The 26,524-nt window shown below is 60.8% G+C and carries 17 protein-coding genes; 11 read left to right on the plus strand and 6 right to left on the minus strand.

Going from position 1 to position 26,524, the window contains the following annotated elements; translation table 11 throughout:
* The first annotated feature begins 203 nt into the window (after positions 1-203).
* Together JWR98_RS02765 and msrA are read left to right on the plus strand one after the other, a co-directional pair.
* On the plus strand, positions 204-2,897 hold the full coding sequence (locus JWR98_RS02765) for a putative bifunctional diguanylate cyclase/phosphodiesterase (protein WP_078731276.1): 2,694 nt from the start codon (positions 204-206) through the stop codon (positions 2,895-2,897).
* A gap of 72 nt (positions 2,898-2,969) precedes the next feature.
* Positions 2,970-3,617 carry a peptide-methionine (S)-S-oxide reductase MsrA gene (gene msrA, locus JWR98_RS02770; RefSeq protein ID WP_078731275.1) on the plus strand — a complete coding sequence of 216 codons (648 nt, stop codon included), beginning with the start codon at positions 2,970-2,972 and terminating at the stop codon, positions 3,615-3,617.
* A gap of 94 nt (positions 3,618-3,711) precedes the next feature.
* Here the strand turns inward: msrA and JWR98_RS02775 are convergent, their stop codons facing one another.
* Entirely contained in the window at positions 3,712-4,548 is an 837-nt protein-coding gene (locus JWR98_RS02775) for a 23S rRNA (adenine(2030)-N(6))-methyltransferase RlmJ (protein ID WP_078731274.1), read from the minus strand.
* Between the two features lie 174 nt (positions 4,549-4,722).
* On the opposite strand from JWR98_RS02775, the gene JWR98_RS02780 reads away from it, so the two are divergent.
* Positions 4,723-6,000, plus strand: a complete 1,278-nt coding sequence (locus tag JWR98_RS02780; RefSeq protein ID WP_078731273.1) for an O-acetylhomoserine aminocarboxypropyltransferase/cysteine synthase family protein — start codon at positions 4,723-4,725, stop codon at positions 5,998-6,000.
* Here JWR98_RS02780 and JWR98_RS02785 read toward each other — a convergent pair.
* From JWR98_RS02785 to putP, 3 genes are all read right to left on the minus strand, one after another.
* The gene (locus JWR98_RS02785) at positions 5,986-6,711 is read right to left on the minus strand and encodes a DUF4123 domain-containing protein (protein ID WP_078731272.1); all 726 of its coding nucleotides are present in this window, start codon (positions 6,709-6,711) and stop codon (positions 5,986-5,988) included. The two genes, JWR98_RS02780 and JWR98_RS02785, sit on opposite strands and share 15 nt — an antisense overlap.
* Positions 6,712-6,726: 15 nt before the next feature.
* Positions 6,727-8,742 carry a type VI secretion system Vgr family protein gene (locus tag JWR98_RS02790; protein WP_205489248.1) on the minus strand — a complete coding sequence of 672 codons (2,016 nt, stop codon included), beginning with the start codon at positions 8,740-8,742 and terminating at the stop codon, positions 6,727-6,729.
* Between the two features lie 207 nt (positions 8,743-8,949).
* A complete protein-coding gene (gene putP / locus JWR98_RS02795; protein WP_078731270.1) occupies positions 8,950-10,434 on the minus strand; it encodes a sodium/proline symporter PutP in 1,485 nt (494 codons plus the stop codon).
* Positions 10,435-10,895: 461 nt separating this feature from the next.
* Here putP and putA point away from each other — a divergent pair, with 461 nt between their 5' ends.
* Both putA and JWR98_RS02805 read left to right on the plus strand, forming a co-directional pair.
* Positions 10,896-14,849, plus strand: a complete 3,954-nt coding sequence (putA, locus tag JWR98_RS02800; RefSeq protein WP_205489249.1) for a trifunctional transcriptional regulator/proline dehydrogenase/L-glutamate gamma-semialdehyde dehydrogenase — start codon at positions 10,896-10,898, stop codon at positions 14,847-14,849.
* 166 nt (positions 14,850-15,015) lie between these two features.
* A complete protein-coding gene (locus JWR98_RS02805; protein WP_205489250.1) occupies positions 15,016-16,818 on the plus strand; it encodes an acyl-CoA dehydrogenase in 1,803 nt (600 codons plus the stop codon).
* On the opposite strand, the gene JWR98_RS02810 is transcribed toward JWR98_RS02805, so the two are convergent.
* Entirely contained in the window at positions 16,815-17,105 is a 291-nt protein-coding gene (locus JWR98_RS02810) for a cell division protein ZapA (protein ID WP_205489251.1), read from the minus strand. The genes JWR98_RS02805 and JWR98_RS02810 overlap by 4 nt on opposite strands.
* Positions 17,102-17,332 (minus strand): hypothetical protein, encoded by a 231-nt coding sequence (locus JWR98_RS02815; RefSeq protein WP_042944076.1) that lies wholly within the window; start codon positions 17,330-17,332, stop codon positions 17,102-17,104. Before JWR98_RS02815 ends, JWR98_RS02810 begins: the two co-directional genes overlap by 4 nt.
* A 359-nt stretch (positions 17,333-17,691) precedes the next feature.
* On the opposite strand from JWR98_RS02815, the gene JWR98_RS02820 reads away from it, so the two are divergent.
* From JWR98_RS02820 to trxC, 6 genes are all read left to right on the plus strand, one after another.
* Positions 17,692-19,434 carry a potassium/proton antiporter gene (locus JWR98_RS02820; RefSeq protein ID WP_078823016.1) on the plus strand — a complete coding sequence of 581 codons (1,743 nt, stop codon included), beginning with the start codon at positions 17,692-17,694 and terminating at the stop codon, positions 19,432-19,434.
* A 52-nt stretch (positions 19,435-19,486) separates the two neighbouring features.
* Complete coding sequence (mscK, locus tag JWR98_RS02825; RefSeq protein ID WP_205489252.1) at positions 19,487-22,870, plus strand: mechanosensitive channel MscK; 3,384 nt, start codon at positions 19,487-19,489, stop codon at positions 22,868-22,870.
* 48 nt (positions 22,871-22,918) lie between these two features.
* On the plus strand, positions 22,919-24,382 hold the full coding sequence (selO, locus tag JWR98_RS02830) for a protein adenylyltransferase SelO (RefSeq protein WP_205489253.1): 1,464 nt from the start codon (positions 22,919-22,921) through the stop codon (positions 24,380-24,382).
* Between the two features lie 123 nt (positions 24,383-24,505).
* On the plus strand, positions 24,506-24,781 hold the full coding sequence (locus JWR98_RS02835) for a hypothetical protein (RefSeq protein ID WP_141063058.1): 276 nt from the start codon (positions 24,506-24,508) through the stop codon (positions 24,779-24,781).
* A 31-nt stretch (positions 24,782-24,812) separates the two neighbouring features.
* Positions 24,813-25,976, plus strand: a complete 1,164-nt coding sequence (locus JWR98_RS02840; RefSeq protein ID WP_341869764.1) for an MFS transporter — start codon at positions 24,813-24,815, stop codon at positions 25,974-25,976.
* A gap of 102 nt (positions 25,977-26,078) precedes the next feature.
* Positions 26,079-26,513: a thioredoxin TrxC gene (trxC, locus tag JWR98_RS02845; protein WP_012721842.1), complete on the plus strand. Its 435-nt coding sequence runs from the start codon at positions 26,079-26,081 to the stop codon at positions 26,511-26,513.
* The last annotated feature ends 11 nt before the right edge of the window (positions 26,514-26,524 follow it).

Here is a 26,524-nt window from a genome sequence, read left to right on the forward strand (position 1 = left end):
AGAAACTGGACAAACCGAACAGGTTTGTACACCTTCTGTCAGCGCACCTACAGAAATCCCCCGTGCGGCCGATAACCGCCTTATAGCACTTAGCCTTCATCCTCTCTTGTCAGCCCGCGCTGCATGATGCAACCTTGCCGCAGGCAGCAGAAAAGAGGGCGTGAGCCCGGCGCCGTGCGCGTTATTTCAAGTGAGTTCCCCCCATGAAAAGCCAACCCGATGTCGCCCGAATGGCGGCCGAGGTAGTGACGCAGTTACCGGTGCCTTCGCGCCTCGGTATGCTGCGCTTCGAACGGCTTAATGAGGCGAGCTGGTCCCTTCTTTACCTGGACCCCAATTGCGAGCGTCAATTCGGCCTGTCGGCGGTCGAGCTGTGCGCGCTGCTGGGCACACCCTACGCCAGCCTGATGGAGCCCCAGGCGCGCTATCAACTGCACGACACCATCCAGCAGCAACTGACCCAGAGCCCTCACTATCTGGTGCGCTACACCCTGCACACCAACGACGGCCCCCTCAGCCTGCTGGAAATGGGCGAGGCCTATAAACAACACAATCGTCATCTGCTGCGCGGCTACCTGATGGTGGTCGACGGCCTGTTCAGCGAATTGCCCTCGCCAGCCCCCACCGCGGACCTGGAGAACCAGAACAGCCGCCTGCAAATCGCCCTTGAACTCAACCAGCGCGCCCAGCAGGAACAATTGCAGCACCTGGAACGGGTGCGCGCACAGCAGGAGTTGATCCTGCTGCTGGCCCGCCAGCGCTACACCACAAACAATTCGCTGCAGGAAGCCGCCGAGCTGATCACCCGCAGCGCCTGCGACATCTACCAGATTGACTGCGCCAGCATCTGGAACCTCGAAGGTCAGCACCTGGTGCCGATCTCGGCGTACCACCGCGCCGACCAAAACTACCATCTGCCCGACGCCATCGATGCCAGCTGTTTCCCGAACTACCTGGAAGCCCTGCACGCCAGCCGCGCCATCGACGCCACCCATGCCCTGCGCGATCCGCGCACCCGGGAAATGGCCGAGCACCTGCGCGCCAAGGACATCCACGCCGTGCTCGACGCGAGTATCCGCGTGGACGGCCATGTGGTCGGCGTGCTGTGCCTGGAACAAGCCGGCAGCCCACGCGACTGGCAGGCTGATGAAATTGCCTTTGCCGGCGAGCTGGCAGACCAGTTCGCGCAGGTGATCAACAATCACAACCGGCGCACAGCCACCAGCGCCCTGCACCTGTTCCAGCGTGCGGTGGAGCAAAGCGCCAACGCCTTTCTGCTGGTCAATTGCGACGGCGTGGTGGAGTACGTCAACCCGAGTTTCACCGCGATCACCCAGTACAGCGCCGAAGAAGTCCACGGCCACCGCCTGGCGCAATTACCGGCGCTGGAGAATCTCAGCGAGCTGCTGTTCGACGCGCCGTCGAGCCTGGCTAAAAGCAACAGCTGGCAGGGTGAGTTCAAGAGTCGGCGTAAAAATCTGGAACCTTACTGGGGCCAGCTGTCGATCTCCAAGGTGTATGGCGATAACCGCGAGCTGACGCACTACATTGGCATCTACGAAGACATCACCCAGACCAAGCTGGCGCAACAGCGCATAGAGCGCCTGGCCTATACCGACAACCTGACCAACCTGGGCAACCGTCCGGCGTTTATCCGCAACCTCGACGAACGCTTTGCCCGCGACAGCGACAGCCCGATCAGCCTGCTGCTGGTGGACATCGACAACTTCAAGCGCATCAACGACAGCCTCGGCCACCAGACCGGCGACAAGCTGCTGATCAGCCTGGCCCGACGCCTGCGCAACAGCCTGAGTACCGGCGGCAGCCTGGCGCGCTTTGCCAGTAACGAGTTTGCGGTGCTGCTCGACGACACCGACCTGGAAAGTGGCCAGCAAGTCGCCAGTCAACTGCTGGTGACCCTCGACAAGCCAATGTTCGTGGATAACCAATTGATCAGCGTCACCGGTTCCGTGGGCCTGGCCTGCGCACCGCTGCATGGCCGCGACCCGCAAACCCTGATGCGTAACGCCGGCCTGGCGCTGCATAAGGCCAAGGCCAACGGTAAACACCAGGTACAGGTGTTCACCGAAGCGCTGAACGCCGAGGCCAGCTACAAGCTGTTCGTGGAAAACAACCTGCGCCGCGCCCTCACCCAGAACGAGCTGGACGTGTTCTACCAGCCCAAGCTGTGCCTGCGCAGCGGCCGCTTGCTGGGCATGGAGGCGCTACTGCGCTGGAACCACCCGGAGAAGGGCATGATCCGCCCCGACCAGTTCATCAGCGTGGCCGAAGAAACGGGTCTGATCATCCCCATCGGCAAATGGATCGCGCGCCAGGCCTGCCGCATGAGCAAGCGCCTGAGCGCCGCTGGCATGGGCAACCTGCAGGTGGCAATCAATCTGTCGCCCAAGCAGTTCTCCGACCCGGACCTGGTGGCGTCGATTGCCGCGATCCTCAAGGAGGAAGACCTGCCGGCGAACCTGCTGGAGCTGGAACTCACCGAAGGCCTGCTGCTGGAAGCCACGGAAGACACGCGCCTGCAACTGGACCAGTTGAAGAGCTTCGGCCTGACCCTGGCCATGGACGACTTCGGCACCGGTTACTCGTCGCTGAGCTACTTGAAAAAATTCCCCATCGACATCATTAAGATCGATCGAAGCTTTATCCATGAGATCCCGGACAACCAGGACGACATGGAAATCACCTCGGCCGTGATCGCCATGGCCCACAACCTCAAGCTCAAGGTCGTGGCCGAAGGCATTGAGACCGCCGAACAACTGGCGTTCCTGCGCCGGCATCGCTGTGACGTAGGCCAGGGCTACCTGTTCGACAGGCCAATCCCCGGCGCAGAGCTGCTGAAAATGCTCAAACGTTACCCGCGCGGGCCAATCGCCTGACAGCGCTGTAACACTCGGGCACACTGGCTGTCTGACTTTTACTGCTAACTCAACCTGACGAGAGGACTGATCATGGTCTTGCGCTCGGAAATTCTGGTGAACAAAAACGTGCTGCCTACTCAAGAACAAGCGTTGCCTGGGCGTGAAACGCCGATGACCCTGCCCGAAACGCACTTCGTCAACGGCAACCCGCTGCTGGGCCCGTTCCTCGACGACGTCGGTTTCGCGATCTTCGGCCTGGGCTGCTTCTGGGGCGCTGAGCGCAAATTCTGGGAGCGCGATGGCGTGGTCAGCACCGTGGTGGGTTACGCCGGCGGTTTCACGCCGAACCCGACCTACGAAGAAGTCTGCTCCGGCCTGACCGGTCATAGCGAAGTGGTGCTGGTGGTGTATGACCAGGCCAAAGTGAAATACGAAGACCTGTTGAAAATGTTCTGGGAGCTGCACAACCCGACCCAGGGCATGCGCCAGGGCAACGACATCGGCAGCCAGTACCGCTCAGTGATTTATGCCACCACGTCGGAGCAATTGGCGGCGGCGAAGGCCAGCGCCGAGGCTTACCAGCAAGAACTGAGCAAGGCTGGTCTGGGGGAAATCACCACTGAAATAGACGAAGCACCGACGGTGTACTTCGCCGAGACATATCACCAGCAGTACCTGGCGAAGAATCCCCAGGGTTACTGCGGGATCGGCGGTACTGGCGTGACGTGTCCGATCTGACGATCGGAGCGGCAAGTTCTAAGCTGCAAGCTACAAGTAAAGGCTGGGACACCTCTCTTGTAGCTTGCAACTTGTAGCTTGAAACTCGCAGCTCTCATTCACTAATGAGCCAATCCATCTGCCAACCACCCTGGGTCTGGCCCAGTTTCCTGGACAGCCACGGCAGCAGCTCGCGCAACTCCTCCTCCAGGCCCCACGGCGGGTTGGCAATCGCCAGGCCCGAGCCGGTCAGGGTGTTGGGCGTGTCCAGGGGATGCACCAGCAATTCAACCCTGAGCAATTTCGGCGCGCCGGTGCCGGCCAGGTCCTGGTAGAAGCGACGCAGCATGCGCTGGTCTTTGACCGGGTACCAGATCGCCGCGACGGTCTGGCGCATACGGCTGACCGCTTCCTTGAGGGACGCGGCGCAACGCTGCATTTCGTCGAGCTTTTCGAACGGCGGGTCGATCAGCATCAACGCGCGTTTTTCCGGCACCGGCAACAAGGCGCGCGGCACATGCCAGCCTTCGCCCAGGTGCACTTTGACCCGACGGTCGCCCTTCATGTTGTCCTTGAGCAGCACGCCGTCTTCCGGGTGTTTTTCATTGAGCAATACACGGTCTTGAGGACGCGTGAGCCGCCGCGCCAGCTCCGGCGAGCCTGGGTAGTAGCGCAACAGCCCATCCGGGTTCATCTCGTGCAGCACGCGCATGTAGTCGGCGGTCAACGGCGGCAGGTCGTCCTGATCCCACAGACGGGCGATGCCTTCGAGGTATTCACCCGTGCGGTTGGCCTGGTCGCCTTGCAGGTCATACAGACCGATCCCGGCATGGGTGTCGAGATAGGCGAACGGCTGCTCCTTGCGCGACATCAAGGCGATGAGGCGGGTCAAGGTCAGGTGTTTGAAGACATCGGCGTGGTTGCCGGCGTGAAAGGCGTGACGATAATTCATGGTTGCTCCTGCGCAGGGGGCGAAGTTTACCTTCTACACGGACAAAGGTGCAGGGCTGCGTGTCGGGCGGTGCTTATGCCCTAAACACAGGAAGCCGGCTGAAAAAAATCTAAATGGCGGTGCCTGGGCGGACTTATTGTGGCCATCCATTCTCCAGGGAGGCCAACAACCATCATGAAAGACGCCACCATCGCGCTGCACCACGGCTTCAAGTCGGACCCGACCACCAAGGCTGTGGCCGTGCCGATCTACCAGAACGTCGCCTTCGAATTCGATAACGCCCAGCACGGTGCCGACCTGTTCAACCTCGACGTGCCCGGGAATATCTACACGCGCATCATGAACCCCACCAACGATGTGCTGGAGCAGCGCCTCGCCGCCCTCGAAGGCGGTATCGCAGGCCTGGCCGTGTCGGCCGGCAGCGCGGCGATCCACTATGCAATCCAGACCCTCACCCGGGCCGGCGACAACATCGTCACCACACCGCAGCTCTACGGCGGCACCTACACCCTGTTCGCCCACCTGCTGCCCAGTTTTGGTGTGGATGTGCGTTTCGCCCGCGACGACTCGGCCGACGCCATTGCTGAACTGATCGACGACAACACCAAGCTGGTGTACTGCGAAAGCATCGGCAACCCGGCGGGTAATATCGTCGACCTCGAAGCCTTGGCCAACGTAGCCCACGGCCGTGGTGTGCCGTTGATGGTGGACAACACCGTGGCCACGCCGATCCTGTGCAAGCCGATCCAGTTCGGCGCCGACATCGTGGTGCATTCGGTGACCAAATACATCGGCGGCCATGGCAACTCCCTGGGCGGCGTGATCGTCGACAGCGGCACTTTCCCATGGGCCCAATACCCGGAGAAATTCCCCGGCCTCAACACCCCGGAGCCGGCCTATCACGGCGTGGTCTACACCGAAAAATTCGGCCCTGCCGCTTTCATCGCCCGTGCCCGCACCGTGCCGCTGCGCAACACTGGCGCGGCGCTGGCACCGATGAATGCGTTCCTGCTGCTGCAAGGCCTGGAAACCCTGGCCCTGCGCATGGAACGCCACACCGAGAACGCGCTGAAGGTCGCGCAGTTCCTGCAAGGCCATACGGCCGTGGAATGGGTCAGCTACGCCGGGCTGCCGGATCACCCGCATCACGCACTGGCGCAAAAATATCTGCAGGGCAAACCCTCGGCGATCCTCTCCTTTGGCTTGAAGGGCGGCTTTGATGCCGGCGTGCGCTTCTACGATGCGCTGCAAATCTTCAAGCGCCTGGTGAATATCGGCGATGCCAAGTCCCTGGCCTGCCACCCGGCGTCTACGACCCACCGGCAAATGAACGAGCAAGAGCAAGCCAAGGCCGGCGTGAAACCGGAGATGATTCGCCTCTCGGTGGGCATCGAGGCAATTGAAGACCTGATCGATGATCTGCAGCAGGCACTGGGCTCAACTCGACTCTGAGGCGAGATAGTCGGCCAGGGCTTCATGGCTGATAGCCGGCCTGCGCGCAAAGTAGGCGACCTTATGCTGCAAGGTCGCCGGCGTGAACGCGGTGTACAGGTCGGGACGCTGCTCTTGCAGCCATTGCAGCAGATTGTCGATCAGGGTTTGTGGTGATTGCTCTGCCAGGTGTTCGAGTAACGATACGGGCACGCGCCACCACGGGCTGGCCTTGGCCGGAGTGACTGGCGCCGTCGCCACCGTGAGTGGTCGGCCATTGATCAGGTAGCGTCGGAACACCGGCAACAACTCACTCGCCTCGTCGCCCAGGTGTTGCACGATCGGCAGAAACTGAGCGCCATCCCAGAAGCGCAAAAACACATCCTGGCCATGGGGAAGCAACACCTTGGTCAGGCCTTGCAGGTGAGCAACGACGGTTTCCAGCGGGCTGGACGATACCGCCAGCCAGCCCCAATCCGTGGCTTCAGTGGCTGCGACCCAGTCAAGGAAGGCACTGCCGGGCTCGACGATACCCACGTAAGGCATCACCTCATCCCATTGTGCATAAGCTGTACCGGCCCAGATCGATTGAGGTGGCACTCCCGTTTCCGTGGTTTGCCAAGCGGCAAGCGGTGTGGCGTCGCTGGCACCGCTCAGCACCACGAAGAGTTTTTGATTGGCCAGCAAAGGCGATTGTGCAAGCCAGGCGGCGGGGGACAAGGGCTGAGACATCAAAGTAAATTCCTTTTACGGTTGAATGGAATGGGGCAGATCGCACTGCCCGTTCTTACAGCGCTCGCACTCTTCGCAAAACGGCGCGCTACGCTTGAGGCTGGCCACCTGCACCCGGCTCAACGGGGCAGGAATCACCGCCAGCAATTTTTCCTTCACGCCCGGCATCATCGGGGACGCGACTGGAGCCGGCGCACCGCCCAGCTGAATCGGCACGCTGCTGAAAATCCCACCCGCCGACAGCGTGATCGACTGACCGCCGGCCTGAACCGTCACGCTGGCCCCCGCATCGATAACCACGCTTTGCCCGGCGCCGATCCGAATGGTCCGCCCGGCGTGCATCTGCTGCGAACCACCCACTACAAGGTGATCGTCCTGCTTGAGCTCGGTCAGGCGATTGCCATGGGTGATGCGCTGTTCTTCGCCCTGCAACTCATGATGCGATTCGCCGCCCACCCTCACCCGCCGCTGGTTATCGACCTGCACCTGCTGGTCACGCAACACATGCTGTGTCCAATCGCGCTGAGCACGCAGGTAGATTTCCTCAGCACCCTTACGATCTTCAATACGCAGCTCGTTATAGCCGCCACCGCCGGGGCTGCTCTGGCTGCGGAAAATGCTGCGGGTCTTGTCCGCCGGCAGATCGAGTGGCACCGCAGTGGCCGCGTTGGGCAGACAGCCCATCACCAGCGGCATATCCAGGTCGCCGTTGACGAAGCCCACCAATACTTCCATACCGACCCGGGGAAGCAGCACTGCGCCGTAACGATCATGTGCCCAACCGCTGGCAACTCTCAGCCAACAACTGGAATGGTCGTTGCGCTCCCCGGCACGGTCCCAGGCCAATTGCACCTTGACCCGCCCATACTCGTCGCAATGAACTTCACTGCCCAAAGGCCCGGTGACCACTGCATTCTGATAACCCGAAAGGGTCGGCCGTGCCTGCTCAGGCATGGGGGGACGAAAGATCACATCCCACGGCGCAGCGACGAACTCATTGCGATAGCCTTGACGAGAATCCCCACCGGCCACCTCGGTGACCGCCTCTTCCAATACCTGGGGTTGCCGGCCCTCGTGAGCAACATGGGTCACCAGCCACACGTCATTCCATTGCTCACGCGGGTGCCCGGCCAGCCTGAGGAACCGCCCGCTGCTCAATGCAGGTTCATCACCGTTGCCACGGGCGATTCGATAGTCACTCCGACGTCGCTCCAGCCCCCGTTGCGCAAGATATTTGCCATGGGCGCGATCAGAAAAATGACCGGGGTACACCTGCTCTTCAAGCCGTGGCAACGAGTCGCCGGCAACGCTGCTCTCAAGTACCAGGTCAGGTTTGCGAAAGTCGTAATCGCGCAGGCTGACAGCGGTCGCACGGGTTTCCAGCTGCACCGCAAAACGTTTGATTGCCGGGGTATCCGCCACCATCCCGGAACCCGGCATATAAGGGGTGGGCTGATCGGCCTGGGCAAATACCGTCTGGTCGTCCCCAAACACCAATAGGTGCCCATCGGGCGAATGCTGAAAGTGGTAATGAATGCCCAGCTCGGCACACAACCGTTGAATGAACGCCAGATCGGTTTCGCCGAATTGCACGCAATATTCGCGCTCGGGGTAAGTACCGCTCAGGCGAAAATCGAATTGGTCGCTCAGAATCCCCTGCCGCACCAGTACCTGCGCAACGATCTGCGGCACCGTCTGGTGCTGGAAAATCCGCTGGTGACTGCTGTGCATCAGGTACGCCAGTTGCGGCACAAGGCTGATCTGATAACGGGTCAGGCGCCGCCCCGAGTCGCCCTGCGCCACGCGGTAGACCAGGCCATGCACGCCATGGCCCTGATCATCGAAACCCAGGTAGACCTGGCGATGCAGCAAGCCTTCCAGATCAAGGTCAGGCTGTTCGCTGACCAGTTCCAGGTCAAAACGATAAGGTTGGCTGATGGCTTCGGTGCCTTGGAACTCAAACACCTTGAGTTCGCTTGGCACACCGTCGAGGGTCAGGGTAAAAGCGCTTTGATTGGCAGGAGCGAACATCCGGTGTTTCTCTGCGAGGGGGTGGGCGACAGATTCTGCATTACTGCCGCGCCCCGCTGAGCAAGCCCCAGACAAATCAGTAAAACCCTACACGCAGGCGTCTGAATCTTCTTCAGGCCATCCCCAAATCACACCCAAAAAAAGGCCCGCCATCCGTAGGACGCGGGCCTTTTTTTTCAACTCGACCGGCACTTAATGCCCGGCGAATTACTTATTGAGGTTGTAGTCTTTCTCCGCAGCATCAAAGCGCTCAACCATACCGGCCGTCGGTGCGCCCATCTTGCTCACGAAGTAGATCGCCAGGCTGGCGAAGATGAAGCCTGGGATGATTTCGTACAGGCCCAGCAGCGAGAAGTGTTTCCACACGATCACGGTGATCGCACCGACCAGGATACCGGCCAGCGCGCCGTTACGGGTCATGCCTTTCCAGATCACCGAGATCAGCACCACAGGGCCGAACGCGGCGCCGAAACCGGCCCAGGCGTAACTCACCAGGCCCAGTACGCGGTTTTCCGGGTTGGCAGCCATGGCGATGGCGATCAGGGCAACCACCAGCACCATCAGACGACCGACCCACACCAGCTCAAGCTGGGAGGCGTTCTTGCGCAGGAAGGCTTTATAGAAGTCTTCGGTCAGGGCGCTGGAGCACACCAGCAACTGGCAGCTCAGGGTGCTCATGACAGCCGCGAGGATGGCCGACAGCAGCACGCCGGCGACCCATGGGTTGAAGAGGATTTTGGCCAGTTCGATAAACACGCGCTCAGGGTTTTCGGTCACGGGACCTGCCACTTCCGGGTGCGCCGAGAAATAGGCGATACCGAAGAAGCCCACGGCCACAGTGCCGGCCAGGCACAGGATCATCCAGGTCATGGAGATACGACGCGCCTTGGCGATCGACTTGACCGAATCCGCCGCCATGAAACGCGCGAGGATGTGCGGCTGGCCGAAGTAACCCAGGCCCCAGCCCATCAGCGAGATAACGCCGATGAAGGTGGTGTTTTTCAGCATGTCGAAGCTGGTCGGGTCCTTGGCTTCAATCGCCAGGAACGTGGTGTCTACACCGCCGGTGGCCAGCAACACGATGATCGGCGTCAGGATCAGCGCGAAGATCATCAGCGTGGCTTGTACGGTGTCTGTCCAGCTCACGGCCAGGAAACCACCGATAAAGGTGTAGGCAATGGTCGCCGCGGCACCCGCCCACAACGCCGTCTCGTAGGACATGCCGAAGGTGCTTTCGAACAGACGGGCGCCGGCCACGATGCCGGAAGCGCAGTAGATGGTGAAGAACACCAGGATCACGATGGCCGAGATGATCCGCAGCAGGCCGCTTTTATCTTCGAAACGGCTGGAGAAGTAGTCAGGCAGCGTCAGGGCGTCGCCGTTGTGCTCGGTCTGTACCCGCAGGCGACCGGCCACGAACAGCCAGTTGAGGTAGGCGCCGATGATCAGGCCGATGGCGATCCAGCTTTCCGACAGGCCGGACATGTAGATCGCGCCCGGCAAGCCCATCAACAACCAACCGCTCATGTCGGAAGCACCGGCGGACAAGGCTGTCACCACGCTACCGAGGCTGCGACCGCCAAGGATGTAATCGGAAAGGTTGTTGGTGGAGCGATAGGCCATCAAGCCGATCAGCACCATTGCTGCGATATAGATCACGAACGTGATCAGGGTTGGATTACTAACGCTCATAAGAGTGATGCCCTGGCTTTGTTTTTATGTGGCAGCGGTCTGTCGGACGCCACCCACTGTATAGCTGGGTAAACGAACCTGCGTGCCGCGCATTTATGACTGACGTTTCCCCAGGAAAGCCGTCAGCCGATGAACCCCCATTTCCAGGATGGTTGCACCTTGGGCGCGAATGCTATTCAACAAAGCAAATAAGGTGCAACCAGTTTCTTGCGAATAAGTTGCACCCGGATGTGAATTCGACCAAACGCTGTGTTTTTGCTCCTTTTCGGAGCAAGAACAGCCGATCTCAGAAGTAAACGCACCAACGCAAAGCGTAATCCGCTGAGCGGAAAATTATTTCGGATGAACGTCGGAAAATTTCACGCATAAAAAGGTTGCACCCGGTTGCACCTCGTCATGGGCAAAGCTAATCTTGCCGCCAGCTAATGCCACTCGGTAGTGGCACCCATGAGGATAAGAAAATGGCGACGACCACCCTTGGGGTCAAACTCGACGACCCGACCCGCGAACGCCTGAAGGCTGCCGCGACCTCCATTGATCGCACGCCGCACTGGCTGATCAAGCAGGCGATTTTCAATTACCTGGAGAAACTCGAGGGTGGTGCAACCCTGAACGAGCTCAATGGCTTGAGCAGCAAGGACGCCGATGATGCCGGCGAGGTCCAGGCCGACCACGCGCACCAGTGCTTCCTTGAGTTCGCCGAGAGCATCCTGCCGCAATCAGTGCTGCGCGCCTCGATCACCGCTGCTTACCGCCGTCCGGAACCGGAAGTGGTGCCGATGCTGATCGAGCAGGCCCGCCTGCCGGCCCCGATGGCCGAAGCCACCAATAAGCTGGCCGCCACCATTGCCGAAAAACTGCGCAATCAGAAGAGCGCCGGCGGCCGTGCCGGTATTGTTCAGGGCCTGCTGCAGGAGTTTTCCCTGTCATCGCAGGAAGGCGTGGCGCTGATGTGCCTGGCCGAAGCGCTGTTGCGCATCCCGGACAAGGGCACCCGCGACGCCCTGATCCGCGACAAGATCAGCACCGGAAACTGGCAGCCGCACCTGGGCAACAGCCCGTCGCTGTTCGTCAATGCCGCTACCTGGGGCCTGCTGCTGACCGGCAAACTGGTCGCCACGCACAACGAAGCAGGCTTGACCTCGTCCTTGAGCCGCATCATCGGCAAGAGCGGCGAGCCGATGATCCGCAAGGGCGTCGACATGGCCATGCGCCTGATGGGCGAGCAGTTCGTCACCGGCGAAACCATCGCCGAAGCCTTGGCCAATGCGAGCAAGTTCGAAGCCAAGGGCTTCCGCTATTCCTACGATATGCTCGGTGAAGCCGCGCTCACCGAACACGACGCCCAGAAGTACCTGGCCTCGTACGAACAAGCCATTCACTCCATCGGCAAAGCCTCCAATGGCCGTGGGATTTATGAAGGCCCGGGCATCTCCATCAAACTCTCGGCCCTGCACCCGCGTTACAGCCGTGCACAGTACGAACGCGTGATGGATGAGTTGTACCCGCGCCTGCTGTCCCTGACCCTGCTGGCCAAGCAATACGACATCGGCCTGAACATCGATGCCGAAGAAGCCGACCGCCTGGAACTGTCCCTGGACCTGCTCGAGCGCCTGTGCTTCGAGCCGCAACTGACCGGCTGGAATGGCATCGGTTTCGTGATCCAGGCATATCAGAAGCGTTGCCCGTACGTGATCGACTATGTGATCGACCTGGCACGCCGCAGCCGCCACCGCCTGATGATCCGCCTGGTAAAAGGCGCGTACTGGGACAGCGAAATCAAGCGCGCCCAGGTCGAAGGCCTGGAAGGCTACCCGGTCTATACCCGTAAGGTGTACACCGACGTGTCCTACATCGCCTGCGCACGCAAGCTGCTGTCGGTGCCGGAAGTCATCTACCCGCAGTTCGCCACGCACAACGCCCATACCCTGTCGGCCATCTACCATATCGCCGGTCAGAACTATTACCCCGGTCAGTACGAGTTCCAATGTCTGCACGGCATGGGTGAGCCGTTGTACGAGCAGGTTGTAGGCAAGGTTTCCGAAGGCAAGCTGAACCGTCCGTGCCGCGTGTACGCACCGGTCGGCACCCACGAAACGCTGCTGGCATACCTGGTACGTCGCCTGCTGGAAAACGGCGCCAACACCTCGTTCGTCAACCGCATCGCCGATCAATCCATCTCGATCCAGGAACTGGTGGCCGACCCGGTAGCCAGCATCGAGCAAATGGCCACGCAGGAAGGCGGCTTCGGCCTGCCACACCCGCGCATCCCATTGCCGCGTGACCTGTATGGTGCCGACCGCGCCAACTCGGCCGGTATCGACCTGGCCAACGAACACCGCTTGGCGTCGCTGTCCTGCGCCCTGCTGGCCACCGCTCACAACCACTGGAAAGCCGCGCCGATGCTTGGTTGCGCCGCCAGCGAACAAGCGGCGACGCCAGTGCTGAACCCCTCCGACCTGCGTGATGTGGTCGGCCAGGTACAGGAAGCCACTGTCGAAGACGTCGACAACGCGATCCAGTGCGCCATCAATGCGGGCCCGATCTGGCAGGCCACCCCGCCCGCCGAACGTGCCGCGATCCTGGAACGCGCCGCCGACCTGATGGAAGGCGAGATCCAGCCACTGATGGGCCTGTTGGCTCGCGAAGCCGGCAAGACCTTCGCCAACGCCATCGCCGAAGTGCGTGAAGCCGTGGATTTCCTGCGCTACTACGCGGTACAGGCACGCAACGATTTCACCAACGATGCCCACCGCCCATTGGGCCCGGTGGTCTGCATCAGCCCGTGGAACTTCCCATTGGCGATTTTCAGCGGCCAGGTGGCGGCTGCGCTGGCGGCCGGCAACCCGGTATTGGCCAAGCCTGCCGAGCAAACCCCGCTGGTAGCGGCCCAGGCCGTGCGCATCCTGCTGGAAGCCGGCATCCCGGAAGGCGTGCTGCAACTGCTGCCGGGCCAGGGCGAAACCGTCGGTGCCCGCCTGGTGGGTGATGACCGCGTCAAAGGTGTGATGTTCACCGGTTCCACCGAGGTGGCGCGCCTGCTGCAACGTAATGTCGCCGGCCGCCTGGATGCCCAGGGCCGTCCGATCCCGCTGATCGCCGAAACCGGCGGCCAGAACGCCATGATCGTGGACTCCTCGGCACTCACCGAGCAAGTGGTCATCGACGTGGTGTCCTCGGCTTTCGACAGCGCCGGCCAGCGTTGCTCGGCCCTGCGTGTGCTGTGCCTGCAGGAAGATTCGGCCGACCGCGTCATCGAAATGCTCAAGGGCGCCATGGCTGAATGCCGCCTGGGCAACCCGGAGCGCCTGTCGGTGGACATCGGCCCGGTGATCGACGCCGAAGCCAAGGCCGGCATCGAGAAACACATCCAGGCCATGCGCGACAAAGGCCGCAACGTTTACCAAGTGGCGATTGCCGACGGTGAAGAGATCAAGCGCGGCACCTTCGTGATGCCAACCCTGATCGAACTGGAAAGCTTCGACGAGCTGCAACGCGAGATCTTCGGCCCTGTGCTGCACGTGGTGCGCTACAAGCGTAAAGAGATCGACCAGTTGATCGGCCAGATCAATGCATCCGGCTATGGCCTGACCCTGGGCGTGCATACCCGCATCGACGAGACCATCGCCAAGGTGATCGACAACGTCAATGCCGGCAACGTCTACGTCAACCGCAATATCGTGGGGGCCGTGGTCGGTGTGCAGCCGTTCGGTGGCGAGGGTCTGTCGGGCACGGGTCCGAAAGCCGGTGGTCCGCTGTACCTGTACCGCCTGCTGTCGACCCGTCCTACCGATGCGATCGAGCAATCCTTCGTACGTGGCGACAAACTGGCCGCCCCGGACGTGCGTCTGCGCGACGCCATGAGCCAACCGCTGACCGCCCTGAAAGCCTGGGCCGACAGCAATAAGTTCAGCGAACTGAGCACCCTCTGTACTCAATTCGCCGCGCAATCGCAAAGCGGTATCACCCGCCAACTGGCCGGCCCGACCGGCGAGCGCAACAGCTACGCCATCCTGCCCCGCGAGCACGTGCTGTGCCTGGCGGACGTGGAAGGCGACCTGTTGACCCAACTGGCCGCGGTGTTGGCGGTCGGTGGCTCAGCGGTATGGCCGGAAACTGACCTGACCAAGGCGGTGTTCCCACGCCTGCCGAAGGAGATTCAGGCGAAGATCCAGCGCGTGGTCGATTGGACCAAGGACGAAGTGGTGTTCGACGCCGTCCTGCACCACGGCGATTCCGACCAACTGCGCGCGGTGTGCAAACAGGTGGCCCAGCGTGGCGGTGCGATTGTTGGCGTGCATGGTTTGTCGCAAGGTGAGACGGCGATTGCACTGGAACGCCTGGTGATTGAGCGGGCGTTGAGTGTTAACACGGCGGCAGCGGGTGGTAACGCCAGCCTGATGACCATCGGTTAAGCAGCAGCGGCAAGTTTTAGGCTACAAGCTGCAAGTAAAAGCATCGCGCGCTTACTTGTAGCTTGAAGCTTGCAACTTGTGCCGCCCCATCACCCCCATCTATCTTCCTTCCCCGTTTTTATTAGCGCTCCTAGACTGCGGCATACTTTTCTAAAGGTAATCCGCCATGTCCGAGACGCTGCTCAGTTCCCGCAATCTGGCTTTCGAGCTGTACGAAGTCCTCGATGCCGAGGGCCTGACCCAGCGCGAGCGGTTTGCCGAGCACAACCGCGAAACCTTCGATGCGGCCATCAGCACCGCGCGCACCATTGCCGAAAAGTACTTCGCGCCGCACAACCGCAAGAACGACGAAAACGAACCGCGCTACGAGGACGGCAAGGCCATTCTGATTCCTGAGGTCAAGCCGGCCGTGGATGCGTTTCTGGAAGCGGGTTTTCTCAACGCTGCGCGCAGTTTCGACGCGGGCGGCATGCAGTTGCCCACCCTGCTGTCCCAGGCGTGTTTCGCACACTTCCAATCAGCCAACGCGGCGTCCACGTCCTACCCGTTCCTGACCATGGGCGCGGCCAACCTGATCGAAAGCTTCGGCACCGAAGAGCAGAAACAACGCTTCCTGCAACCGATGATCGAGGGGCGCTTCTTCGGCACCATGGCCCTGACCGAGCCCCACGCGGGCTCATCCCTGTCGGATATTCGTACACGCGCAGAACCTGCGGCTGACGGCACCTATCGGCTCAAGGGCAACAAGATCTTCATCTCCGGCGGCGACCATCCGCTATCGGAAAACATCGTGCACATGGTGTTGGCCAAACTGCCGGATGCACCGGCCGGGGTGAAGGGTATTTCACTGTTTATCGTGCCCAAATTCCTGGTCAACGATGACGGCAGCCTCGGCGCGCGCAACGATGTGCTGCTGGCCGGGCTGTTTCACAAGATGGGCTGGCGGGGTACCACGTCCACCGCGCTGAATTTCGGCGATAACGGTAACTGCGTCGGCTATCTGGTGGGCAAGCCGCATCAGGGCCTGAGCTGCATGTTCCAGATGATGAACGAGGCGCGTATCGGCGTCGGCATGGGTGCGGTGATGCTCGGTTATGCCGGCTATCTGTATTCTTTGGAATACGCCCGCGAACGCCCGCAAGGCCGCCTGCCCGACAGCAAGGACCCCACCACCGCGCCGGTGTCGATCATCCAGCACGCCGACATCAAACGCATGCTGCTCACGCAAAAAGCCTACGTGGAGGGCGCCTTCGACCTGGGCCTGTACGCCGCGCGGCTGTTCGACGACACCACCACGCTGGACACCGAAACCGAGCGCAAGCAGGCCCACGAACTGCTCGATCTGCTCACGCCCATCGTCAAATCCTGGCCGTCCGAGTTCTGCCTCAAGGCCAACGAACTGGCAATCCAGATCCTCGGCGGCCACGGCTACACCCGTGAATATCCGGTGGAGCAGTACTACCGTGACAACCGCCTGAACCCCATCCATGAAGGTACCCATGGCATCCAGTCCCTGGATTTGCTGGGTCGCAAACTGGCGCAGAACAGTGGCTCGGGGCTCAAGCAACTGATCCGCCTGATCGCCGAAACCGCTGCGCGGGCACAGAAATACCCGTCACTCACAGCCTTGAGAACACCTCTGGAACAGTTGGTGGCGCGCCTGCAGGACGTCACACTGGGATTGCTGACGGATCTCGCCCAAGGCCAGGTCAACAGCAGCCTGGCGAACTCGGCGCTGTACCTGAAGGTATTCGGGCATACGGTGATTGGCTGGCGCTGGCTGGAACAGGCGATTCGCGCCGAAGAAGGACTGGCCTTGGGCAAGGCGGTGGATGTGGCCTTTTATAAAGGCAAGCTCCAGGCCGCCCGTTACTTCCTGACCTGGGAAGTACCGGGCTGCCATCATGAACTGGCGATTCTGGAGGCACGTGATGATACGTGCCTGGGGATGCAGGATGCGTGGTTCTAAGGCTGGATCGCCTTGGAAATCACTTCGACCGTGGCGCTGACTTGCTCTTGGTAACGATCGAGTTCCTGTTGATGGGCCTGCTGCATTTCGATCTGCTCGGCGCACAGGTTCAGCGCCGCCAGCACCAGTAATTTGTCTCCGATCAGGGTCGGGTACTTTTTCTTGGTGTTGGCCAGGGAAGCCTTGAGCATGGTCACGGCGTGCATCAGGGTTTTATCTTCCCCGACCGGCGCCTTGATCGAGTAATCCTCTCCGAGAATCGAAACGACCTTTATCCCTTCATTCATGCGCTGACAGGACCTGCGCTCACGCGCTCAACCAACGCCTGAATACGCGCCGCAGTGGCGCCGTGCTTCTCTTCCTGTTCCATCAGGCTCAGTTGCAGGCTGTCGTTCTCATCCTTGGCGCTGGCGAGTTCGGCCTTGAGGGATTGATTGGCGCCCAACAGGTCCTGGTTTTGCTGTACCAGGTCGTTGACCAGTTGTTCCAATTGGCTGAGGGATGCTTCTAACATTTTGATTTCTCGGGCTTTTTCAAAGGGCGGTGACGATAAAGAAAAATCACCTCGGATGCCAGGGTTATCCCCGGCGCGCAGCCCGCTTTTTAAGGGCCGGGCCACACTTTCGAGCCTTAGTGACTGCATTTCCCCCATCTGGTTCCTGAAACCGTAAAACCCCTGGTCGGGCGCTTGCGTCTCCAACTGACTGTACTCAATTAAAAATGTGCCAGGGGGCCTTGCCCCTCCCACATTTGGATCCATGCGAATCAGGAAAAGCTTTTTGACAGCGCAGCAATTCAACAGGTTAGAATCGCTGGCACGCAGACTGCATGGTCAGCCTGCGCCCTGTCTTGTTTGCTTATGGAGTACTGCCTTTGAATGCGACGACCATCAACAGCCTGTTCTTGATCGGCGCGTTGCTGGTGAGTGCGAGCATTCTGGTGAGTTCTCTTTCGTCGCGCCTGGGCATCCCGATCCTGGTGATCATCCTGGGCGTGGGTATGCTGGCCGGTGTCGATGGCGGCGGCATCATCTTCGATAACTACCCGACCGCTTACCTGGTGGGCAACCTGGCATTGGCCGTGATTTTGCTCGACGGCGGCTTGCGCACCCGGGTAGCGAGTTTTCGCGTGGCGCTATGGCCGGCGTTGTCGCTGGCCACGGTGGGGGTGTTGATCACCACCGGCCTCACCGGCATGGCGGCGGCGTGGCTGTTTAATCTCAACATCATCCAGGGTTTGCTGATCGGCGCCATCGTCGGCTCCACCGACGCCGCGGCGGTGTTCTCGCTGCTTGGCGGCAAGGGCCTGAACGAACGGGTCAGCGCCAGCCTGGAAATTGAATCCGGCAGCAACGACCCAATGGCGGTGTTCCTCACCGTGACCCTGATCGACATGCTCGCCAGCGGCCAGACCGGCCTGCACTGGAGCCTGCTGACGCACCTGGTGCGCGAATTCGGCATCGGCGGCATCGTCGGCCTCGGCGGCGGCTGGTTGATGCTGCAGATGGTCAACCGCATCAATCTGGCCAACGGGCTCTACCCGATCCTGGTGATCGCCGGCGGCCTGTTCGTGTTCGCCCTGACCAACGCCCTGCACGGCAGCGGCTTCCTCGCCGTGTACCTGTGCGGCCTGGTGATCGGCAACCGCCCGGTGCGCAGCCGTCATGGCATTTTGCATATGCTCGACGGCATGGCCTGGCTCGCGCAGATCGGCATGTTCCTGGTGCTGGGCCTGCTGGTCACCCCCCATGATTTGCTGCCAATCGCCCTGCCGGCGCTGGGCCTGGCGCTGTGGATGATTCTGTTTGCGCGGCCGCTGTCGGTACTGGTCGGCCTGCTGCCGTTCAAAGCGTTCCACGGCCGCGAAAAAGCCTTTATCGCCTGGGTCGGCCTGCGCGGCGCGGTGCCGATCATTCTGGCGGTGTTCCCGCTGATGGCCGGGCTGCCGCATGCACAGCTGTATTTCAACCTGGCGTTCTTTATCGTGCTGGTGTCACTGCTGGTGCAGGGCACAAGCCTGCCGTGGGTGGCGAAGTTGTTGAAAGTGACGGTACCGCCGGACCCCGCGCCGATCTCCCGCTCCGCCCTGGAAGTGCATGTCACCAGTGAGTGGGAACTGTTCGTCTACCGCCTGGGCGCGGAAAAATGGTGCATCGGCGCGGCCCTGCGCGAGTTGAAAATGCCCGAAGGCACGCGTATCGCCGCCCTGTTCCGTGGTCAGCAACTGCTCCATCCGTCGGGTAGTACGGTACTGGAAGTCGACGATCTGCTCTGCGTGATCGGCCACGAACACAACCTGCCGGCCCTGGGCAAACTGTTCAGCCAGGCACCGCAACGCGGCCTCGACCTACGCTTCTTCGGCGACTTCGTCCTCGAAGGCGACGCCCAGCTGGGCGCGGTATCGGCGTTGTATGGCCTCAAGCTCGAAGGGATCGACCCGGACATGCCACTAAGCCGTTTCATTACCCAAAAAGTTGGTGGCGCACCGGTGGTCGGCGACCAGGTGGAGTGGAACAACACCATCTGGACCGTCGCGGTCATGGACGGGAACAAGATCGGCAAAGTGGGCGTCAGATTCCCCGAAGGAAGTCGCCCGGGCCCCGGACTCTTCCTCTAAACTGCGGAGCGACGCCACGCTCCCGATTCTTCACCTTGCTCAATCGGTCTCTATGCCAACCCTGCGCACATTTCTCGCCACCGCCCTGCTGGGCCTGACTCTTTGTGTCGGCAACGTCTACGCCGCCGACCCGCCCAGCGCCGACGCCATCCAGCAAACCCTGGACAAGCTGCCCGACCGCAAACTGCCCGACGCCGACATGAAGGCGCTGCAAACCATCCTGCAGCAGACCCTGACGTACCTGGGCAACCAGCAGGATTACGAACAGCGCCTCGCCGACGTCAAGCGCCAGCTGGAAGATGCCCCGCGCCAGACCAGCGAAAACCAGCGCGAGCTGACCCGACTCAAGGCCACCAAAGTCATCCCGGTAGCCCAGCGTTACGCGACGCTGCCGATACCGCAGCTGGAACAACTGCTGGTGCAGCGCAGCACCCAGCAAGGCGACCTGCAAAAAGAGCTGGCCGACGCCAACAGCATGACCATCGCCGCGCAGACCCGCCCCGAGCGTGCACAGACCGAAATCAGCAGCAGCCAGGCGCGCATCCTGCAGATCAATGCGACCCTCAAGGCCGGCAAGGACAATGGCAAAGCCCTCAGCGGCGACCAACGCAACCAGTTGAACGCCGAGCTGGCAGCCCTCAACGCCTTGATCCCGCTACGCCGCCAGGAACTGGCCGGCAACAGTCAACTGCAAGACCTGGGCAACAGCCAGCACGACCTGATCCAGGAAAAAGCCGCGCGCCTGGAACAAGAGATCCAGGACCTGCAAAACCTGATCAACCAGAAACGCCTGGCCCAGTCCCAGCAGACCGTCACGCAGCAGTCCATCGAGGCGCAGAAGTCCGGCGGCAGCGCCATCCTGGCCACGGAAAGCGCAGAGAACCTGAAGCTCTCCGACTACCTGCTCAAAAGCACCGACCGGCTCAACGAGCTGACCCAGAAAAACCTGCAGACCAAGCAGCAACTGGACACGGTGACCCAGAACGACGCGGCACTGGACGACCAGATCAACGTGCTCAGGGGCAGCCTGCTGCTCTCCAAGATTCTGTATAAGCAAAAACAGGCACTGCCGCGTCTCACGGTGGACCGCGACCTGGCCGACGACATCGCCAACATTCGCCTGTACCAGTTCGAGGTCAACCAGAAACGCGAGTTGATCAGCTCCCCCAGCGCTTATGTGGATAACCTGCTGGCCAACCAGCCGCCGGATGACGTGACCCCGCAACTGCGTCGCACCTTGCTGGAACTGGCGATTACCCGCAGTGACTTGCTGGAACGCCTGAGCCGTGAGCTGAGCGCGCTGCTCAACGAATCCATCACCCTGCAACTGAACCAGAAACAATTGCTGAGCACCGCCACCACCCTGCGCGCGACGCTCGATGAACAGATGTTCTGGATCCCCAGCAACAAGCCGCTGGACACAGAGTGGCTGGAAACGGTGCCGGCGCATCTGAGCAAGCAAGTCACCAGCCTGCCGTGGGCCTCCAGCGTCAGCGAACTGTATGACGGCCTCACCCAGCGCCCGCTGCTGTTCCTGCCGTTGCTGCTGTTGATCGGCGCCCTGCTGTGGCGACGCAAGGCGCTGTACCAGCGGTTGAGCAAGGTTCACCTGGACATCGGCCACTTCAAGCGCGACAGCCAGTGGCACACGCCGCAGGCCATCCTGATCAATATCCTGCTGGCCCTGCCGGTGTCCCTGGGCCTGGCCTTGTGCGGCTATGCGCTGCAGATCGACGCCCGCGGGCAAAACGCCAACCTGGGTTCCGCCCTGCTGCAACTGGCCCAGGCGTGGCTGGTGTTCTATACCGCCTACCGGATTCTCGCCCCAGGTGGCGTGGCCGAACTGCATTTTCGCTGGGAAAAACCCCAGGTTGAATTCCTCCAAGGCTGGGTGCGCAAGCTCGGGCTGGTGGTACTGGCCCTGGTCGCCGTGGTGGCGGTTGCCGAGCATCAGCCGGCGGCGCTGGCCGATGACGTGCTGGGCATCGGCGTGGTGCTGACCTGTTATGCGCTGATGGCCTGGCTGCTGGGCCGCCTGTTGCTGAACAGCCCCACCCACGAAAAAGCCTCACTGTTTCGTAAAGCCATGGGCCTGCTGTTTACCGCGCTACCCGTCGCACTGTTTATCGCCGTGTGCTTCGGCTACTACTACACCGCCCTCAAGCTCAGCGACCGTCTGATCAACACCCTGTACCTGCTGATGTTCTGGCTGGTGGCCGAAGCCACCTTCGTGCGCTGGCTGAGCGTCGCCGCACGGCGCCTGGCCTACGCGCGCGCCCTGGCCAAACGCCAGGCAGCCAAGGAAGCCGGTGAAGGTGAAGCGGTGGTTGAAGAACCGACCCTGGACATCGAAAAGGTCAATGAACAGTCCTTGCGCCTGATCCGCCTGGCCCTGCTCGGCGGTTTTATCGCCGCGCTGTACTGGGTGTGGTCGGACCTGATCTCAGTGTTTTCCTATCTGGATAACGTCACGCTGTACGAATACACCAGCGGCACCGGTGCGAATATCAGCATGGTGCCCATCAGCATCGGCGACTTTCTGGGCGCGCTGATCATTATCGGCATCACCTTCGCCCTGGCGCGCAACCTGCCCGGCTTGCTGGAAGTGCTGGTGCTGTCCAAGCTCGACCTGGCGCAGGGCAGCGCCTACGCCACCACCACGTTGCTGTCCTACGTGATTGCCGGGGTGGGTTTTGTGTCCACGCTGTCCACCCTCGGCGTGAGCTGGGACAAGTTGCAATGGCTGGTGGCCGCGCTGTCGGTGGGCCTGGGCTTCGGCATGCAGGAGATCTTCGCCAACTTCATCTCCGGCATCATGATCCTGTTCGAACGCCCGGTGCGTATCGGCGACACCATTACCATCGGCAACCTGTCGGGCACGGTGAGCAAGATCCGCATCCGCGCCACCACCATCACCGACTTCGACCGCAAGGACATCATCGTCCCGAACAAAACCTTCATTACCGGGCAACTGATCAACTGGTCGCTGACCGACACCATCACCCGCGTCACCCTCAAACTCGGCGTGGACTACGGCTCCGACCTGGACCTGGTGAAGGAATTGTTGCTCAAGGCTGCCAGGGAAAACCCACGGGTGCTCAAAGACCCCGAGCCTCACGTGTACTTCCTCAACTTCGGCGAAAGCACCCTCGACCACGAACTGCGCATGCACGTACGTGACCTGGGTGACCGCAACCCGGTGCTGGACGAGGTCAACCGCTACATCAACCGTGAATTCAAGAAACAGCACATCAACATCTCGTTCCGACAGATGGAGGTGTACCTGAAAAACATGAACGGTCAGGAATACAAACTGGTGCCGGCCGAAGATAATCGCAAGACCCTTGCCGCCCCCACCCAGGAGCAGGACGCACCCGAACCACCTGCCGGAAAAGTCGCGGATGCACCGGAGCCACCACCGAGCAAACTCGACTAACGCGCCTATCCCCAGCAGAATGCTCGGACATTCTGCTGGAGATGGCCGGTGAAAGCCCTCGACGAACTGACCTTCGACAACCGCTTCGCACGCCTGGGCGACGCGTTCTCAACCCACGTCCTGCCCGACCCCCTCGATGAGCCGCGTCTTGTCGTGGCGAGCGAGGCCGCCATGGCCCTGCTCGACCTCGACCCGGCGGTGGCTGAAACGCCGGTATTCGCCGAGCTGTTTGGCGGTCACAAACTGTGGGCCGAAGCAGAGCCGCGTGCGATGGTCTATTCCGGGCACCAATTCGGCGGCTACACGCCGCAACTCGGCGATGGCCGCGGGCTGTTGCTGGGCGAGGTGTATAACGAAGCCGGCGAACATTGGGACCTGCACCTCAAGGGCGCCGGGATGACCCCGTACTCGCGGATGGGCGATGGCCGCGCGGTGCTGCGCTCTTCTATTCGTGAATTCCTCGCCTCCGAAGCGCTGCATGCGCTGGGTATTCCCACCAGCCGCGCCTTGTGCGTGATCGGCTCCAGCACGCCGGTATGGCGCGAGAAACAGGAGCGCGGCGCGATGGTGTTGCGCCTGGCGCCCAGCCATATCCGCTTCGGACATTTCGAATATTTTTACTACACCAAGAAACCCGAACAGCAGGCCGAACTGGCCGAACACGTCTTGAATCTGCATTACCCCGAATGCCGCGAACAGCCCGAGCCGTATCTGGCGATGTTCCGCGAAGTCGTCGAGCGCAACGCCGAACTGATCGCCAAGTGGCAGGCCTACGGCTTCTGCCATGGCGTGATGAACACCGACAACATGTCGATCCTCGGCATCACCTTCGACTACGGGCCGTATGCGTTTCTGGATGATTTCGACGCGCACTTCATCTGCAACCATTCGGATCACGAGGGGCGTTACTCCTTCAGCAACCAGGTGCCCATCGGCCAATGGAACCTCAGCGCGCTGGCCCAGGCGCTCACGCCGTTTATCAGCGTCGACGCCTTGAAGGAAGCCCTTGGCCTGTACCTGCCGTTCTACCAGGCCCACTACCTGGACCTGATGCGCCGCCGCCTGGGGCTGACCACGGCCGAAGAAGACGACCAGAAATTGGTGGAGCGCCTGCTCAAGCTGATGCAGAACAGTGGCGTGGATTACACGCTGTTCTTCCGCCGTTTGGGAGATGAATCGGCGGCGTTGGCCGTGGCACGGCTGCGCGATGATTTTGTCGATAGGGCCGGGTTTGATGCCTGGGCCGAGCAGTACAAGGAACGTGTCGCACGGGACGGGGAATACAGCGAAGTGCAGCGCCGTGAGCGGATGCACGCGGTCAACCCGTTGTACATCCTGCGCAACTACCTGGCGCAGAACGCGATCACCGCTGCTGAGTCAGGCGATTACAGCGAAGTGCGGCGGTTGCATGAGGTGCTTTCCAAGCCGTTTGAGGAACAAGCGGGAATGGAGCAATACGCACAGCGGCCGCCGGATTGGGGTAAGCATTTGGAGATTAGTTGTTCGTCGTGACGGGAAATATCCAGAAATAAAAACCGGACGCGCCTGACATCATTGAACATCGCTTCGCCTTAGGGTCGCCTTGTTGCAACCACGCAACGAACCTTAAGCAGATATGAAATATGGAGGTGTGTCATGGGCGTCGATGTTCCGAACCTGGAATCGGTGTGCGATCACGCTACACCCGATAAATATTCCGCTGTTCGTCTACATATGGACCTGTCCTTTCCTCATCGCGAGCTGTCCCAAGTCAACCATTGGCTGGAGCAGCGCGCTTGGAAGGAACTTGAGCTGTTTTTGATCGAGCGATACCCACAGCACAGGGAAGTGATAACGCTATGGCTCGAAGGCAGCCAGGCCAGAGCTGAGGCTAACGAGCCAATCACTACTCTACGCGCAGTGAACACGTAGCAATGACACGGAGGGATTGGAGCATCACCCAGTGACAACAGCCCTTAAAGTAGTAATGGCCAGGACACTGATCAGCGCTGTTGTATTCGATGCTTTGGTCCCTCTTTCCCCGTTTATAGCCCAAGACCTGAATGTGTCGGCGGCTTACTTTCAAAGCATGCTCGCTCTTTGTCTCGCTGTTTTCGCCTTGAGTCAGTGGCTCTCAACGCCTTTAATCAACCGAGCAGGCGCCTCACTCAGTCTAGCCACCGGCTCAACACTGGTTGCGCTTTTATGCTTGGCGACGACTTTCACCGCAAGCCGCTCGATGCTTTCAATCGCCCTTATTGCAATGTTTGCGGCCAACGCTCTGGCAACTACAGCCTCGCGCTTATGGCTTCACCAGCACCTGGGTCAGACGAAATTTCAAAGTACGACGGCTTACCTGTACGCCGGCATCAGCGTACTTGCTGCGTTGGGTCCGCTGGTACTGATGCTTTCAGCCTCAGCCTGGGGTTGGAGAGGGGTAATGGGCACGCTGGCGGGAGGTCTTCTAGTTGTCAGCCTCTGGCTTTTCTTCCAGCGCACAGAAGAGTCCAGGAATCCACCCGGCTCAACTGCAGCTACCGCCCTTTGGAGGCAGTCGAGGTTCGTCAGCGCATTGCTGATGGGCATATTGATTCAAAGCGCCTTTACCCCGTTAAACCTCAGCAAGGCATTCATCCTTGACGGTGTATTCCAGTTATCTACATCGACCATTGGGGCGATCCTTTCAGCCTGGGCAGCGCTGGTTGCTTCGGCATTTTTTGCCGCAGGCAAAGCGGTCGCGTATTTTACCGAGGCGCAGCGTCTCAAAGTGGGCTTGCTCGTTCAGGGCCTAGGTGCCATAGGAATGGTTGCGGCATGGTTTCAATACGATTTGAGCCTGTACCTGTTTGCCGCTGCGTTGACCAGTTTCGCCTTTTGCATTCTGCTGCCGTTAACCATTGCCCGTGCACTAGACGTAGCACCTTCGCAGCAAGCTGGAGCCTCGGCTGTGTTTGGAAGCGTCACAGTCGCCACCGCTGGATTGACCACAGGGTTGGGCGCTCAGATGCATGCGTCATTATTTTTTATATTGATGTTTGTCCTGGGTGTATGCGCACTGGGGCTCCTACTGCTCAATTTTATTCACCCCGGTGTATCGAATTGTCCTTCGCAAGGAGCCGCACCATGAAATGTTCCGACATCCCGACATGCTTCATCCTTTTCATCTGATCTTGATAAATCTTGTTGTCGACTCCAGATTGAATCCATTGGCCACCCCCAGGAGCCCCGGATGTCCGAACCTCTCGTAATCCCCTGCCCTCACTGCAACGGCCTCAACCGCATCCCCGGCGAACGCCTGGGTGATGCGCCCAAGTGCGGGCGTTGCAAGCAACCCGTGTTGCTGAACAAACCTTTTGAATTGAAACAAGGCGACTATGCCAGCCAGATCAAGGGCGACCTGCCGTTGCTGGTGGATGTGTGGGCCGACTGGTGCGGGCCGTGCAAGTCGTTTGCCCCAGTGTTTGAACAGGCGGCTGGGCAGCTTGCGGGCAAGTGCCGGCTGGCCAAGCTCGACAGTGAGGCCAACCAGCAGTTGTCGGCGCAGTTGGGGATTCGGTCGATCCCGAGTTTGATTCTGTTCAAGAATGGCCGCGAAGTGGCGCGCCAGAGCGGGGCGTTTCCGTTGCCGCAGTTGATGAGTTGGTTGCGTAGCCAGGGCGTGTAACCCGGACCCTG

It is taken from the genome of Pseudomonas lactucae (assembly GCF_016937615.1).
Taxonomy (GTDB): Bacteria; Pseudomonadota; Gammaproteobacteria; order Pseudomonadales; family Pseudomonadaceae; genus Aquipseudomonas; species Aquipseudomonas lactucae.